This is a genomic window from Amycolatopsis sp. NPDC003865, from assembly GCF_053605345.1.
This window is the reverse complement of the sequence record NZ_JBSGJA010000004.1, coordinates 272,701-288,191: the sequence shown is the minus strand read 5'-3', so window position 1 is coordinate 288,191 and position 15,491 is coordinate 272,701. Positions and strand designations below refer to the sequence as shown.

Here is a 15,491-nt window from a genome sequence, read left to right as displayed (position 1 = left end):
CCCGCAGCCGGAACAAGCCGGTGACCAGAACCGGCCCGGTGGGCGCGATCCGCGCCCACCGGGCCGGGCCCGCCCTCTGGGGTGGGCGGGCCCCCGGAACGGCTGCCTGGGGGCCCGCGCCGTCCCGGGGTGTCCTTTGTGGAGGGTCAGCTCGCCGGCCACCCGCGTGCGCCGGAGCGAGTGGCCTCGCCGCGGTCGTTAGTCCGATCAGTGCTTTCTGCGGCAAGCTCGCACCCCACTCCCGAGTGCTCCCTCCACGCTTGAGCGGGGGAAACGGTTGAGCCGCACCGACGTTCAAGTACGTGAACGACTATCGAGTCTATGTTTCCTGGTCACGTATGCGTTAACTTGTCCGCCGTTGATCCCGCTCGACGACGAGGGAGACCGCGATGCGCACCGGCCGGCTCGTTCTTGCCGCGGTACTGGGGTTGTCGCTCTCGGCACCGGCGACGGCGGTCGCGGACGCGCAGCCGTGGCGCGACACCCGTCAACCGCCCGACCGCCGCGCCGCCGAGCTCGTCGCCGCGATGACCCTCGACGAGAAGATCTCCCAGCTGCACCTGCAGCCCGACGCGCAGCACCAGCGGTTCGTCCCGCCCATCCCGCGCCTCGGCGTCCCCGGCTTCCGGATCGCCAACGGCCCCGCCGGGATGGGCCCGGCCGACGACAAACCGCAGAAACCGGCGACCGCGCTGCCCGCCACGATGGCGCTCGCGTCGACGTTCGACACCGCACTCGCGCGCCGCTACGGCCGCCTGATCGGTGACGAAACCCGCGCGCTCGCGCACAACGTCTCCGAAGGGCCCGACATCAACATCGCCCGCGTCCCGCGCAACGGCCGGACGTTCGAGGGCATGGGCGAGGACCCGGTGCTCGTCGGGGCCATGGGCGCCGCCGACATCCGCGGCATCCAGGAGAACGGCACCATCGCCGAGGTCAAGCACTACGCGGCGAACAACCAGGAGACCCAGCGCCAGAGCATCGACGAGCACATCGACGAGCGCACGCTCAACGAGGTGTACCTGCCGCACTTCGAGCAGGCGGTGACCGAAGGCCGCGCGGGCTCGGTGATGTGCGCCTACCCGAAGATCAACGGCGTCTTCACGTGCGAAAACCCGGCGCTGCTGCAGGACAAGCTGCGCGGCGACTGGGGCTTCACGGGGTTCGTCCAGTCCGACTGGGGCGCCGCGCACAGCACGATCGGTTCGGCGAACGCGGGCATGAACCTCGAGATGATCGACGGCACCTGGTACGGCGAGAAGATGAAGCAGGCCGTGCTCGCCGGGCAGGTCAGCGAACAGCGCGTCGACCAGCTGCTGATCCCGCGGTTCCGGACGATGTTCGCGTTCGGGCAGTTCGACCACCCGCCCGTGCTCACCCCGCTGCCGGCCGCGGAGCACGACGCGGCCGCGAAGCAGTTCGCCGAACGCGGCATGGTGCTGCTGCGCAACGACCACGCCCAGCTGCCGCTCGGCTCCGCGGTGAAGTCGATCGCGCTGATCGGGCCGTTCGCCACCAAGGCCAAGACCGGCGGCGGGGGCAGCTCCGCCGTCATCCCGACGTCCACAGTGGACCCGTTGGCGGGGCTCAAGGCCCGGGTGCCGGGGGCCGCGGTGACCTTGGACGACGGCAGCGACCCCGCGCGGGCGGCCGCGCTGGCGGCCGGTGCGGAGGTCGCGGTCGTGATGGTCGGCGACAACGAAACCGAAGGCAAGGACCGGCCGAGCCTGGCCCTGGACGGCACCCAGGACACGCTGGTGACCGCGGTCGCCGCGGCGAACCCGCACACGGTGGTCGTGGTGAAGAGCGGCGGTCCGGTGCTGATGCCGTGGGCGTCGTCGGTGCCGGCGATCCTGCAGGCGTGGTACCCGGGCCAGCAGGACGGCGCCGCGGTGGCGAGCGTGCTGTTCGGCGACGTCAACCCGTCGGCGAAGCTGCCGATCACGTTCCCCGCGGCCGACGCGGACACCCCGGCCGGCACGGTGGCGCAGTTCCCCGGTGTGAACGGGGTCGCGGAGTATTCGGAAGGGCTGCAGGTCGGCTACCGCTGGTTCGACGCACAGGGCCGCGCGCCGCTGTTCCCCTTCGGGTACGGCCTGTCGTACACGACGTTCGCGTTCTCGGGGCTGTCGGTGCGTTCGACGGGCGACGGCGCGACGGCGACGTTCACGGTCCGCAACACCGGCCGGCGCGCGGGCGCGGAGGTGGCCCAGCTGTACCTCGGTTTCCCGGCGGCCGCGGGCGAACCGCCGCGGCAGCTGAAGGGGTTCTCGCGGGTCGAGCTGGCGCCGGGGCAGTCCCGCCGGGTGACGATCCACCTGGACGCGCGCGACTTTTCGGTGTGGGACGCGGCGAGCCACGCGTGGGCACCGGTGAAGGGCGGGTTCACGGTGCAGGTGGGCGACTCGTCGCGGTCGCTGCCGCTGCAGGCTCCGCTCGTCCGCCGGTGACCGCTCAGGCCTTGCAGCCCGGGGCGCTCGCCGCCGCGGTCAGCAGTTCCGGGGACTCCGCCAGCGGGGCGACGGGGTCGTACGTGCCGTCGACGTCCTGCTGAGCCTGCTCCAGCGCCTGCCACGCCGGATCCTGCGAAGCCGCGTCGCCGGGCTTCGCGCTGTCGAGGGCCGTCTTCGCGTCGCGTGCCCGGTCGCGGGCCGTCGTGTACTTCGTGACGAACGCCTTGCGGACCGTCTCCGCCAGCGGGACCGGGGCCGGCGGGAGCGCCGCGAGGCGGTCGACCACTTCGCCCGCCCGGTCCGCGATGCCGCCCAGCTCCTGGCTCAGCGCCCGCTGCGCCTCCTCGACCGAGCCCGGCCGCGAGGTGCCCGGGACCGCCTCCGCGTTGGTGCGCTTCCGGTAGTCGTGGATCGCCGAGCAGAACCCGTCCAGCCAGCCGAGCGTCGCCGGGTCCACCGACGGCGCGGTCGTCGGCGCCGTCACCGTCACCGTCGGCGGTGGTGCCGCCGGACCCGGCTCCGAACACGCGGTCAGCAGCAGGCACGCCCCCAGCACACCCGGCAGGATCTTCATGGTTTCCCCTCACGCTTTGCGAGTACACGCGCGAGGGGCCCCGCCGGTTGCGTCACGCCGCGGCGAGCGTCCCGCCCAGCGCCAGCCGCCCGTCGTCGGTCAGCTCCGCGCGCGTCCACTGCCCGACGGCCACCACGCGGGCCGGCCGGATCAGCCCCGCCCGCGCCAGCTCGTGCGCCGTCGCCTGGTCGCAGCACGGCAGCCCGTCGACCCGCAGGTCCGGTTCGCAGCTGCAGGTCAGCTCGGCCCGCCCGGCGCCGACCGCCCGCAGCATCGCCAGTGCTCGTCTGTTCAACATGGTCCTTCCCCCTCCGTGGTGCTGTCCTGGAGGAGACGTGACCGCCGTCACCGAATACGCGGTTTTCGCGAGGTTCCCCCGAACGGTGCACGATGACGGCATGACGCACCAGATCGAAGACCCGGCCGTGCGCGCGTTCGTCGACGCGCTGAACGCGGGCGACCGCACCGCGTTCCGGGCCGCGCTGACGCCCGACGCGACGATGTCCGACGACGGCACCGACCGCGACCTCGAGGAGTGGACCGGAAAGGAGATCTTCTCCAGCCAGGGCCACCTCGAAGTGGAGACCGCCCAGGACGAGGGGAGGCGGTTCGTCGCGAACTACTCGAACTCGACGTGGGGTGCCATGCGCACGCGATGGGCGTTCACCGTTCGCGACGGCAAGGTGGCGCGGTTCGAAACCGGCCAAGCCTGAGACCTGACCGGAATTCAGAGCCGTTCCTGCAACGCGTCCGCCGCGGCGAGCAGGTCCGCGGCCCAGCGCGCGCCCGGCTTGCGGCCGATGCGCTCGATCGGGCCGGACACCGACACCGCGGCCACGACCGTGCCCGCCGAATCGCGGACCGGCGCCGAGATGCTCGCCACGCCGGGCTCGCGCTCGGCGACGGACTGCGCCCACCCGCGGCGCCGCACTTCCAGGAGCGTCCGCTCGCCGAAGACCGCGTCGGCGAGGATCGTGCGCTGCGTGTGCGGGTCCGCCCACGCGGCGAGGACCTTCGCGCCCGAGCCGGCCGTCATCGGCAGCCGCGAGCCCACCGGGACCGTGTCGCGCAGGCCGGACGGCGGCTCGGCCGTCGCGACGCACACGCGCTGGACGCCGTCGCGGCGGTAGAGCTGCACGCTTTCGCCCGTGACGTCCCGCAGCTTCGGCAGCACCACGCCCGCCGCGTCGAGCAGCGGGTCGGTCGAACCACCCGCCAGCTCGGCCAGCGCCGTACCGGGCCGCCAGCGGCCGTCCGGACCGCGGCGCAGCAGCCGGTGCACCTCGAGCCCGACCGCGAGCCGGTGCGCGGTGGCCCGGGGCAGGCCCGTCCGCGTGCACAGTTCCGCGAGGCCGCAGGGGTCGTCCGCGACCGCCTGCAGGACGGCCACTGCTTTGTCCAGTACTCCGATACCGCTATGCTGTCCCACGAACCGATACTAGCGTCCCGCACTTTGGGAAGTCCAGTATCTGGGAAACCCCGAACTCGAGCTGCGTCCTTCCTTCGCGGCTCGCCTCCGTTCCGCAGGTGCGCGCCCGAGTTCCGACGTCGAACCGTGGAAGGAGCCGGAGATGACCAGCCCGACCGGCAAGGCCCGCACGCTGGCGGAGAAGGTGTGGGAAAGCCACCTCGTGCGCCGAGGTGAAGGCGCCGAGCCGGACCTGCTCTACATCGACCTCCACCTGCTGCACGAAGTGACCAGCCCGCAGGCCTTCGACGGCCTCCGCCTGGCCGGGCGGCCGGTGCGCCGCCCCGACCTGACCATCGCGACCGAGGACCACAACGTCCCGACCGTCGACATCGAGCTCCCCATCGCCGATCCGGTCTCGCGCACCCAGGTCGACACCCTTCGCCGCAACTGCAAGGAGTTCGGGGTCCGGCTGCACCCGATGGGTGACGCCGAGCAGGGCATCGTGCACGTCATCGGCCCGCAGCTCGGCCTGACGCAGCCCGGGATGACCGTGGTCTGCGGCGACAGCCACACCTCCACGCACGGCGCGTTCGGCGCCATCGCCTTCGGCATCGGCACCTCCGAGGTCGAGCACGTGCTCGCCACGCAGACGCTGCCGCTGCGTCCCTTCAAGACGATGGCGATCACCGTCGACGGGCAGCTGCGGCCCGGCGTCACGGCGAAGGACATCATCCTCGCGGTGATCGCGAAGATCGGCACCGGCGGCGGGCAGGGCTACGTCCTGGAGTACCGCGGCCAGGCCATCGAGTCGCTCTCGATGGAGGCGCGGATGACCGTCTGCAACATGTCGATCGAGGCCGGCGCCCGCGCCGGGATGATCGCGCCGGACGAGACGACGTTCGCCTACCTGAAGGGCCGTCCGCACGCGCCGCGGGGCGCCGACTGGGACGCCGCGGTGGAGAACTGGCGGCAGCTGCGCACCGACGACGGCGCCGAGTTCGACGCCGAGGTGCACCTCGACGCGAACGAGCTCACGCCGTTCGTGACCTGGGGCACCAACCCCGGCCAGGGTCTCCCGCTGGGCGCCGACGTGCCCGACCCGGAGCAGATCCCGGACGAGAACGACCGCATCGCCGCTGAAAAAGCCCTGTCCTACATGGACCTGAAGCCCGGCACGCCGCTGCGCGAGATCGCCGTCGACACCGTCTTCCTCGGCTCCTGCACCAACGGCCGGATCGAGGACCTGCGGGCCGCGGCCGAGGTGCTGCGCGGTCGGAAAGTGGCGGACTCGGTCCGGATGCTGGTGGTTCCCGGCTCCATGCGGGTCCGCAAGGCGGCCGAAGAGGAGGGCCTCGACGAGGTCTTCACCGCGGCCGGCGCCGAGTGGCGCCAGGCGGGCTGCTCGATGTGCCTCGGCATGAACCCGGACCAGCTGAAGCCGGGCGAGCGCAGCGCGTCGACGTCGAACCGCAACTTCGAGGGCCGGCAGGGCAAGGGCGGCCGGACGCACCTGGTCTCGCCGCTCGTGGCCGCCGCCACGGCCGTGCGGGGCACGCTGTCGTCGCCGGAAGACCTGCTGACCGCCGCCCGCTGACCCACCCGAGGAGCTACCGACATGGAACCGTTCACCCAGCACACCGGCATCGGCGTCCCGCTGCGCCGGTCCAACGTGGACACCGACCAGATCATCCCGGCGGTCTACCTCAAGCGGGTGACCCGGACCGGGTTCGAGGACGGCCTGTTCGCCGCCTGGCGCGGTGACCAGGAGTTCATCCTCAACCAAGAGCCGTTTTCGCGGGGCAGCGTGCTGGTCGCGGGGCCGGACTTCGGCACCGGCTCCTCCCGCGAGCACGCCGTCTGGGCGCTGATGGACTACGGCTTCCGGGTCGTCATCTCCGCCCGGTTCGCCGACATCTTCCGGGGCAACTCCGGCAAGGGCGGCCTGGTGGCCGCCCAGTGCGAGCAGCACGACGTCGAGCTGCTCTGGAAGCTGCTGGAGAACGAGCCGGGCACCGAGGTCACGGTCGACCTCGAGACCAAGACCGTGCGGGCCAAGGACTTCACCGCCCCCTTCCAGATCGACGACTACGTCCGCTGGCGGCTGCTGGAAGGCCTCGACGACATCGCTCTCACGTTGCGCCATGCCGGTGAGATCGACGCGTTCGAGACGGCCCGCCCGTCCTGGAAGCCGACGACCACCCCGGTCCCCGCTTCGTAAGGTTGTCGGGGGCGGAATCCCTTGTGAGGTAAGGGATCCCGCCCCCTTTTCGGTTGACTGCGACACCACGCCGAACGGCCCTCGCGGGGATCTCCCGCGAGGCGGAACCCGCCCCGGGGCAAGGGAAAGATTCCGCGTGCCGTTTGGAATTTGTGCTGCCTTGGTAATACCGTGTCGCTAGTCGGCCCGACGCGGCCGTGGACGAGTACTTCCTTCTTGGAGGACTGGAATGGCCAACAAGGCCCAGCTGATCGAGGCGCTGACTGAGCGCCTGGGCGACAAGAAGGCCGCTTCCGAGGCGGTCGACGGTCTGGTCGACATCATCATCCGGACGGTCAACAAGGGCGAAAAGGTCAACATCACCGGCTTCGGGGTGTTCGAGAAGCGTGCCCGCGCCGCTCGTACCGCGCGCAACCCGCGTACCGGTGAAGCCGTGCGGGTCAAGAAGACCAACGTGCCGGCGTTCCGCGCCGGAACCACGTTCAAGGACGTCATCTCCGGCGCGAAGAAGCTGCCGAAGGCCACGCCGGTGAAGCGCGCGGCGGCGTCTTCCCGCGCCACCACGTCTTCCCGGGCGACGACGTCCACGCGCGCGGCGGCGGCCAAGCCGGCGACCACGCGCGCGACGACGACCCGGACCCGCGCGACGGCGGCGAAGCCGGCGACGACCACGCGCGCGACGGCCGCGAAGGCGACCACGTCCCGCGCGAAGGCGGCTCCGAAGGCGACCGCGGCCAAGGCGGCCACGACGAAGGCGGCGGCTCCGAAGGCGGCCGCGGCCCCGAAGGCGGCGGCGAAGACGACGGCGGCCAAGACGACGGCGGCGAAGTCCACGACGACCCGGCGGACGACGGCGGCGAAGGCCCCGGCCCGGCGCACCACGGCGGCGAAGAAGAGCTGACCACCCGAAACTGTCGGACCCCTGCGGTAACGTGAAAACGGGGGTCCCCCAGGGGGTGACCCCCGCTGGGCGTAGGACATTCACGGCAGGGCCCTGCGCATCCCGTGCGCAGGGCCCTGCCGTGTTTCGCGGGCTTGGCGGGGGAGAAGCGATCCGCCGGGGTCCCGTGGGCTCGCGAATCGGTGAGCCGGCGTGCGAGCCCGGCCGTTCCGGTGCGCCGGTCACGGGCGGAGTGCGAACGCGGCCGTTCCGGGTGCGCCGGTTGGCGTTGCGGTGCAAGCCGTTCTCCGAGACCACGAACCGGAAGTCACCCACTGCCAAGATCGGCCGTCCGAACGGGATTCGTGCACCACCCGCTCGGAGCACCCGCCGGCCCCGCAACCGGTTCCGCCCAATTTCGCAAAGTTGCTTGAGCGCCCGGCCGAGTGATGCCACGCTGCGTTCCTCGGGGTCCGCGTCCGGCGGTGTCCCGCGGCGCGCGCGAACCTGGGGGCGACCACCATCGACATCCGGCTGCTCGGCCCGTTCCAGGCGCTCGTCGGCGGTTCGCCGGTCGTGCTGACCAGCTCCCGGCAGCGCGCGCTGCTCGCGACGCTCGCCCTCTCCGCGGGGCGCCTGGTGACGATCGACGCCCTCGCGCGCGGTGTGTGGGGCGAAGCGCCGCCCGCGCACATCCGCGGCAGCCTCCAGACCTACGTCATGCGCCTGCGCCGGCTGTGCGGCGAAGACACCGTCGTCACCGAACCGGACGGGTACCGGCTGGTCGTCGACCCGTCCCGGGTGGACGCCCTGCGCTTCCTCCGCACCCTCGACCAGGCCGCCGCCGCCACCGAACCCACCCGTCGCCGCGCCCTGCTCACCGCCGCGCTCGCCGCCTGGGGCGGCACACCCCTCGAAGGCGTCGGGTCCCCCGTGCTCGCCGCCGAATGGGGCCCGCTGCTGACCGAGCGGTACCTCTTCGCCGTCGAGCAGCGCATCGACCTCGACACCGGGCTCGTCCCCGACGCCCGGCTCGTCGCCGAACTCACCGACCTCGTCGCCCAGCACCCGCTGCGGGAATCGTTGTGGGAACGGCTGGTGCGCGTCCTCGCCCGGTCCGGCCGCCGCGCCGAGGCGCTCTCCCGCTACGCCGGGCTGCGGGCCCTGCTGGCCGACGAACTCGGCGTCGAACCGGGTGAGGACCTGCGCCGCCTGCACGCCGAACTGCTCGCCGCCGACAGCGAACCCGCCGTGCACACGGTCCCGCGCCAGCTGCCCTTCGACGTCGCCGGCTTCACCGGCCGCGGCCCCGAACTCGCCGAACTCGACCGGCTCCCGCCCGGCGGCGCGTCCGGCATCGTCGTCATCGAAGGCACGGCCGGGGTCGGGAAGACGTCGCTGGCCGTGCACTGGTCGCACCGCGTCCGCGACCGCTTCGCCGGTGGCCAGCTGTTCCTCGACCTGCGCGGGCACTCCGCCGGCACGCCGGTCACGCCCGGCGCCGCACTGGCCGGGTTCCTGCGCGCCCTCGGCGTCCCGCCCGAAACCCTGCCTTCCACAGTGGAGGAACGCTCCGCGCTCCTGCGCAGCCGCCTCGCCGGCAGCCGCACGCTCATGCTGCTCGACAACGCCCGCGACGCCGACCAGGTCCGGCCGCTGCTGCCCGGCCCGGACAACCTCGTCGTCGTGACCAGCCGCAACCAGCTGCGCGGCCTCGTCGCCCGCGACGGCGCCCGCCGGATCGCGTTGCGCTCCTTCGACGACGTCGACGCCACCGCCCTGCTCGCCGGCAGCGTCGGGCCGCAGCGCCTGGCCGCCGAACCGGACGCCGTCGCCGAGCTCGTCCAGCTGTGCGGCCGGCTCCCGCTGGCGCTGGCGCTGGCCGGGGAACGCGCGTCGCGATTCTCCGGCGTCTCGCTCGCGGGGATCGTCGAAGAGCTGCGCGACCAGCGGCTGCGCCTGGACACCCTGCGCGACCCGCAGGACGCCGGCACGGACCTGCGTGCCGCGTTCTCGTGGTCCTACAAGGCGTTGCGCCCGGCCGCCGCGCGCTTCTTCCGGCTGCTCGGCCTGCACCCCGGCCACGGCTTCAGCCTGTCCTCGGCCGCCGCGCTCGCCGGCGCGGACCTGCGCGAAGCCCGCGAGCTCGCCGACCAGCTCGCCGCCGCCCACCTGCTCAACCAGCCCGGCACCGACCGGTACCAGTTCCACGACCTGCTGCGCGTCTACGCCGCCGAGCTCGTCGAAACCGAGTCGAGCGCGGCCGAACGCGCGGCGGCGCTGCGCCGGCTCCTCGACTGGTACCTCGCGACCGTCGCCGAAGCGACCAAGCTCGTGCGCCCCGACCTGCTCACCGACGACATCGCGCTCGACGCCCCGCCGCTGCCCGCCGTCCCGTTCACCCAGCACGAACAGACGATCTCCTGGTACACGACCGAGCGTGCGGCGCTCACCGCGCTCGTCGGCATCGCCGCCGAAAACGGCTTCACCGCCCACGCGTGGAAGCTCGCCTGGCTGCTGCGCGGGTTCTTCGCCGAACGCCACGACCGCGACGACTGGATCACGACGGCTCGCACGGCCGTGACCGCCACCCGCGCCGCCGACGACAACACGGGCCTGCAGTACAGCGCCAACAACCTCGGCTCGGCGTACCTGCGCACCCTGCAGCCCGACAAGGCGCTCGAAGCCCTGGAGGAGGCCCGCGCGGCGTCCGAGACGGGCGACGGGACCGCGCTGGCCGTGGCGATCCTGTCCAACCTGGCCGGCGCGTACTACGTGCGGGCCGAGTACGCCGAGGCCGAGCGCCACGCGCTGCAGGCGGTCCGGCTCGCCCGCGACCACGGCCAGCGGACGTTCGTGCCCCACGCCTTGCTCAACGTGAGCGCCAGCCGCATCGGCCTGCGCAACTACGACAACGCCGCCGAAGCGGCCCAGGCGGCGCACGAAGCCTTCGAGGGGCTGGGCGACCGCTACCACGCGGCGCTGGCCCTGGGGAACGTCGCCGAAGCGCTCGAAGGGGCCGGACGCCACGACGAAGCGGAGAAAGCGGGCTTGGAAGCGCTCGCCGAGCTGAAGGAGCTGAACGCCGACTACGGCACCATCGACGTCCGGATCACCCTCGGCCGGCTCAAGCTCCGCACGGGGCGGAGCGAGGAGGCGAGGCAGCACTGGGCCGAGGCGCTGAACGTCAGCCAGCGCCTCGGCGATCCCCGTGTCCCGGAGATCCAGGCCCTGCTGGCGACGGTGCCGGCGGAGGGGCCCCCGGCCCGGGATGCGCCGTACCCCTAGCCCGGCGCAGCCCAGCGGGACCCGGTACCAGTACACCAAGATCGACTGTCACGACGCTGTCGCGTGACAGCGGCGCCTCAGCGGTGGCTGGGGGAGGGGGTCGGCAGCGCGCTCGGGTGGTAGTCGGCCGCGACGAGGACCGGCCCCTCGTCCGCCGTCGGCGGGCGGAACGACAGGACCCAGAACGAGCCCTTCTTGCTCGGCACCACCCCGCCGCGCGCGGCGGGCAGCTCCACGCCGTCGCGGTCGGCCAGCGCGCTGACCAGGTCCGGGATGACGCCGCCCTGGCTGCACACCACCGGGGTCCCGCCGTCGCCCGCCAGCGCCAGCAGGCGCGCGACGCCCAGCACCGGGTCCGGCCAGTACCCCTCTTCCGACAGCAGCGGCTCGTGGCGCACCTCGGCGCCGACGTCTTCGGCGACCCCGTGCACCGTCTGCACGCACCGCAGCCGCGGCGCCGAAAGCACCCGGTCCGGGCCGAACAACCGCAGCACCCGCCGCAGCGCCGACGCCTGCCGCAGCCCCGCCTCCGACAACGGCCGGAGGTCGTCGTCGCCGGTCCACTCGTCCCGCTTGCCCGCCTTCGCGTGGCGCACCAGCACCAGCGTCGTCAGGCCCACCGGTAGTTCGCAGAAAGCGCGCAGCACCCGCACGTCTTCCGGTCGCGTCAGCAGTTTCTCCGCCGCCGTCGGGTCGAGCCAGCGCAGCTCGTCGACCTCGTCGTTCGCCGCGAACTCCCCGGACACGGCTTCGGCGGCGAAGTAGTCGACCGTCTTCGGGACCGTACCGTCGCCGTCGCGCGCCGGCACCGGGTACGAGGTCCGAACCAGGTAGCGGCCCAGGACCGCGTCGAACCCCGTCTCCTCGCGCACTTCGCGCACGGCGGCCTCGGCGATCGTCTCGCCCGGATCGAGCTTTCCCTTCGGCAGCGACCAGTCGTCGTACCGCGGGCGGTGGACCAGGGCGACTTCCGTCGTCCCGCCGGCGACGCGCCACAGCACCGCGCCGGCCGCCCGTACTGCGTGGGTCATCCGGCGGCCCCGTGCAGCTTCGCCAGCTCCAGCTGGTGGTCGCGCACCCGCGAGCCGTCCGCCGGGAACGGCGACCACTCGCCGCTCGCCGTCAGCACCCAGCACCGCGTCGCCGGGTCGAGCGCCGAGTCGAAGATGTCGTCGAGCTGCCGCGTCAGCTTCGGGTCCTTGACGCGCACCAGCGCCTCGATCCGCCGGTCGAGGTTCCGGTGCATCATGTCCGCGCTGCCGATCCAGTGCGTCCCGCCCGCGCGGAAGTGGAAGACCCGCGAGTGCTCCAGGAACCGGCCCAGGATCGACCGGACGTGGATGTTCTCCGACAGGCCTTCGACACCCGGCTTGAGCGCGCAGATCCCGCGGACGACGACGTCGACCGGCACGCCGGCCTGCGACGCGTGGTACAGCGCGTCGATCACCTGCTCGTCGACCAGCGAGTTGCACTTGATCCGGATCCCGGCCTGCTGCCCGGCCCTGGCCAGCTCGATCTCTTCGCCGATCGCGCGCACGATGCCGCGGCGGATCCCGTGCGGCGAGGTCAGGATCGTCCGGTAGGTGTCCTGCCGGGAGTAGCCGGTCAGGACGTTGAACAGGTCGGTGATGTCCGCGCCGATGCTCGGGTCGGCCGTCAGCAGCCCGAGGTCTTCGTACAGCCGCGCGGTCTTCGGGTTGTAGTTGCCGGTGCCGATGTGGCAGTAGCGCCGGATCGTCGAGCCCTCCTGGCGCACGACCATCGACACCTTGCAGTGCGTCTTCAGCCCGACCAGGCCGTACACGACGTGCACGCCCGCGCGCTCCAGCGTCCGCGCCCACGTGATGTTGGCCTGCTCGTCGAAGCGCGCCTTGATCTCGACCAGCGCGACGACCTGCTTGCCCGCCTCGGCGGCGTCGATCAGGGCGTCGACGATCGGCGAGTCGCCGGACGTCCGGTACAGCGTCTGCTTGATCGCGAGGACCTTCGAGTCGGCCGCCGCCTGCTCGATGAACCGCTGCACGCTGGTGGAGAACGAGTCGTACGGGTGGTGCACCAGCACGTCACCCTCGCGCAGCGTCGCGAAGACGCTCTTCGGCGTCTCGCGCTCGCCGAACGCCGGGTGCGTCGCCGGGACGAACGGCCGGTCCTTCAGCTCCTTGCGGTCCACTCCGGACAGCTGGTGCAGGCAGGTCAGGTCGAGCAGGCCCGGCACCTCGACGACGTCGGCCGGGTCGACGTCCAGCTCGCGCAGCAGCAGCTCGAGCATGTGCTCGCTCATGTCCTGCGCGACCTCGAGCCGCACCGGCGGGCCGAACCGGCGCTGCGCCAGCTCGCGCTCGAGGGCCTGCAGGAGGTCTTCGTCCCGGTCTTCGTCGACCTCGAAGTCGGCGTTGCGGGTGACGCGGAAGACGTGGTGCTCGGTGACGTCCATGCCGGTGAACAGCTCGCCGAGGTGCGCGGCGATGAGCTCTTCGAGGGGCAGGAAGGTCGCGGTCCGGCTCGTGCGTTCGGTCTCGACGCGCATCAGGCGCGGCACGTTGCTCGGCACCTTCACGCGCGCGAAGCGCTCGGTGCCGCCCTCCGGGTCGCGGACCGTCACGGCGAGGTTGAGCGAAAGGCCGGAGATGTAGGGGAACGGGTGCGCCGGGTCGACGGCCAGCGGCGTCAGCACCGGGAAGATCTGCTCGGAGAAGTAGCTGGACAGCCGGAGCTGGTCGGCGCCGGCGAGGTCGGCCCAGCCGACGATCCGGATGTCGTGCTCGGCCAGCTGCGGGCGCAGGTTCTTCTCGAACGCGCCGGTCTGCCGCTCGACCAGGTCCTGGTTGCGCTTGGAGATGTAGTCCAGCTGCTCGCGCGGGGTGAGGCCGTCGGCGCTGCGCACCAGGAGGCCGGTCTCGTCGCGGCGCTTCAGGCCGGCGACGCGGACCATGTAGAACTCGTCCAGATTGGACGCGAAGATGGCGAGGAACTTCGTCCGCTCGAGCAGCGGCTGCGACTCGTCCTCGGCCAGCGCGAGGACGCGGGCGTTGAAGTCCTGCCAGGAGAGCTCGCGGTTGAAGTACCGGTCGTCCGGCAGCGTCTCGACGGCGGTGGGCGCGGCGGTGACGGCGGGCGGCGCGGACGGGACGGCGCGGAACTCCTCGGCCGGGCGCTCGGCCGCCCGGCGGCGCGTCGTCGCCGGGGTGGCGGCCGCGGCGGTCGTCTTGCGGGGCCTCGGCTTGCCGGCGGTGGCACGGGCCGCGGTGTCGCGCGCGGTGGACTTCGACGGGACCTTCTTCGCCGCGGCGGGTTTGGCGGCGCTGGTCTTCTTCGCCGTCTCCGAAGATCCACTGGCCGGGTTCCGTCGCCTCCGCGGTGCGGGCGTGCCGCCGTCGTCTGTGCTCACGGACCCCATTCTTCACCAAGCCACGGGGAATTGCGCAGACCGCGGTGAAGGTCAGGTGAACAGCTCTGCTGTGTGTTTCCCGACACCCAGGCTTTTGACGTGGGCGAGGTCTTCGGCGGTGTCGACGTCGCTGCGCAGGGTGGGGAGCTCTCCCCGGAGCGGGACCGCTCCGGAGGCTTCGTGGTGCCGGGCCGAGCCGGCGCCGAAACGCGGGTCGAGGGGGGCGCCGGGGGCGGACAGCAGGAGGGTGGTGCCGGTGCCCTGGCGGTCGGCGACGAAGGCCCTGCGGTTGTCGCTTTCGGCGATCGCGCCGGTCAGGTCGATGGCGCGCAGTGCGGGGAGATCGGCCTGGAGCGCGCCGACGACGGCGTGCGGATCGTCTTGCCGGAGCAGGTCGGCGCCGTGTCGGAAGGCGGCGTTGAGGGTCTTCTCGGGAGGCTCGGCGACGATCTCGACCCCGAGCTGGGCCAGTTCGGCGACGGCTCCGGGATCGGCGGCGACGAGCAGCACCCGCCGGACCCGCGCGGTCGAGGTGACGGCGGCGAGGGTGTCGGCGGCGAGGGCGAGGACGAGCCCGGGGTGCAGGGCGGGCGCGACGGCACCACGCAGCCGCGACTTGCCGTCGCGGGGGTGTTTCATCGGCACGACCAGGTCCACGTCCACGTGTCCATCTTTACCCGAAACCGGGGGCGGGGGTGGGCGGGAGGGGGCGGTTGTCCACAGGTGACGGGTGTTGTGGACAAGTCCGGGGGTGGGGGCGGTCGGTGGGGGTTTCCGGTCGGTGGGGGTCGATACGCTCGAGACGGGGTGGCCCCCAGGGAGGGTGGGCTCTGGTGGTGGGGGTGGGGGGTGTGGAAAACCGGCTGGGCCTGCTGGTCGGGGGAGGGTGGGCTTGCCTTCGGCGAACCAGAATGCCGACTTTGCCGGGGCCCTGGCGGCGGGGTGGGCTCTGGTTGGTGGGGACGTGGAAAACCGGCCGGGCCTGCGGTCGGGGCCGGGTGCCGAGGCGGGAGGAGGGGTTCGGCCGGCGGCATTGTCGGCGAGTTCGTGCTCCGGATTCAAACTCGCGCCGGGTGGGCCGGGCGAGAGTGGGCCGAGTCTGGGCGAAGGCTAGCCGAACCCGGACCCGGCCGAGCCTGGGTGGGGCCACAGGGCTCTGCCGGGTCGGGCTCTGGCGCGGGTGGGGCGGGCCAACCCCGGCGGGTCGTGCGCGGTCGAGCTTGGGTGGGGCGACCGGGCTCTGCCGGGTCGGGCTCGGGCGGGGCGGGCCAACCCCGGC

Annotated in this window: 12 protein-coding genes; 6 read left to right on the top strand and 6 right to left on the bottom strand. The window is 72.7% G+C overall.

What is annotated here, in order from left to right; translation table 11 throughout:
• The first annotated feature begins 389 nt into the window (after window positions 1-389).
• Window positions 390-2,450: a glycoside hydrolase family 3 C-terminal domain-containing protein gene (locus tag ACWEVP_RS12945; RefSeq protein ID WP_452062728.1), complete on the top strand. Its 2,061-nt coding sequence runs from the start codon at window positions 390-392 to the stop codon at window positions 2,448-2,450.
• Between the two features lie 4 nt (window positions 2,451-2,454).
• On the opposite strand, the gene ACWEVP_RS12940 is transcribed toward ACWEVP_RS12945, so the two are convergent.
• Both ACWEVP_RS12940 and ACWEVP_RS12935 read right to left on the bottom strand, forming a co-directional pair.
• A complete protein-coding gene (locus ACWEVP_RS12940) occupies window positions 2,455-3,027 on the bottom strand; it encodes a hypothetical protein (protein WP_452062727.1) in 573 nt (190 codons plus the stop codon).
• A gap of 52 nt (window positions 3,028-3,079) precedes the next feature.
• Window positions 3,080-3,325 carry a hypothetical protein gene (locus tag ACWEVP_RS12935; RefSeq protein WP_452062726.1) on the bottom strand — a complete coding sequence of 82 codons (246 nt, stop codon included), beginning with the start codon at window positions 3,323-3,325 and terminating at the stop codon, window positions 3,080-3,082.
• Between the two features lie 100 nt (window positions 3,326-3,425).
• Between ACWEVP_RS12935 and ACWEVP_RS12930 the strand changes: the two genes are divergently transcribed.
• Window positions 3,426-3,740, top strand: coding sequence for a nuclear transport factor 2 family protein (locus tag ACWEVP_RS12930; protein WP_452062725.1), 315 nt, complete (start codon window positions 3,426-3,428; stop codon window positions 3,738-3,740).
• A 14-nt stretch (window positions 3,741-3,754) separates the two neighbouring features.
• On the opposite strand, the gene ACWEVP_RS12925 is transcribed toward ACWEVP_RS12930, so the two are convergent.
• Window positions 3,755-4,456, bottom strand: coding sequence for an IclR family transcriptional regulator (locus tag ACWEVP_RS12925; RefSeq protein ID WP_051183801.1), 702 nt, complete (start codon window positions 4,454-4,456; stop codon window positions 3,755-3,757).
• A gap of 142 nt (window positions 4,457-4,598) precedes the next feature.
• Between ACWEVP_RS12925 and leuC the strand changes: the two genes are divergently transcribed.
• The 4 genes from leuC to ACWEVP_RS12905 all read left to right on the top strand — a co-directional run bounded on the left by leuC (window position 4,599) and on the right by ACWEVP_RS12905 (window position 10,824).
• Entirely contained in the window at window positions 4,599-6,032 is a 1,434-nt protein-coding gene (gene leuC, locus ACWEVP_RS12920; protein ID WP_452062724.1) for a 3-isopropylmalate dehydratase large subunit, read from the top strand.
• Window positions 6,033-6,053: 21 nt separating this feature from the next.
• Entirely contained in the window at window positions 6,054-6,656 is a 603-nt protein-coding gene (leuD, locus tag ACWEVP_RS12915; protein WP_452062723.1) for a 3-isopropylmalate dehydratase small subunit, read from the top strand.
• 229 nt (window positions 6,657-6,885) lie between these two features.
• Window positions 6,886-7,557, top strand: coding sequence for an HU family DNA-binding protein (locus ACWEVP_RS12910; RefSeq protein WP_452062722.1), 672 nt, complete (start codon window positions 6,886-6,888; stop codon window positions 7,555-7,557).
• A gap of 555 nt (window positions 7,558-8,112) precedes the next feature.
• The gene (locus ACWEVP_RS12905) at window positions 8,113-10,824 is read left to right on the top strand and encodes a BTAD domain-containing putative transcriptional regulator (RefSeq protein ID WP_452062721.1); all 2,712 of its coding nucleotides are present in this window, start codon (window positions 8,113-8,115) and stop codon (window positions 10,822-10,824) included.
• A 77-nt stretch (window positions 10,825-10,901) separates the two neighbouring features.
• On the opposite strand, the gene ACWEVP_RS12900 is transcribed toward ACWEVP_RS12905, so the two are convergent.
• From ACWEVP_RS12900 to cofC, 3 genes are read right to left on the bottom strand one after another with little or no spacing between them, the layout of a single operon-like run.
• Window positions 10,902-11,855 (bottom strand): NUDIX hydrolase, encoded by a 954-nt coding sequence (locus tag ACWEVP_RS12900; RefSeq protein WP_452062720.1) that lies wholly within the window; start codon window positions 11,853-11,855, stop codon window positions 10,902-10,904.
• The gene (locus tag ACWEVP_RS12895) at window positions 11,852-14,221 is read right to left on the bottom strand and encodes an RNA degradosome polyphosphate kinase (RefSeq protein ID WP_452062719.1); all 2,370 of its coding nucleotides are present in this window, start codon (window positions 14,219-14,221) and stop codon (window positions 11,852-11,854) included. Before ACWEVP_RS12895 ends, ACWEVP_RS12900 begins: the two co-directional genes overlap by 4 nt.
• 42 nt (window positions 14,222-14,263) lie before the next feature.
• The gene (cofC, locus tag ACWEVP_RS12890) at window positions 14,264-14,875 is read right to left on the bottom strand and encodes a 2-phospho-L-lactate guanylyltransferase (RefSeq protein WP_452062718.1); all 612 of its coding nucleotides are present in this window, start codon (window positions 14,873-14,875) and stop codon (window positions 14,264-14,266) included.
• Window positions 14,876-15,491: the final 616 nt, after the last annotated feature.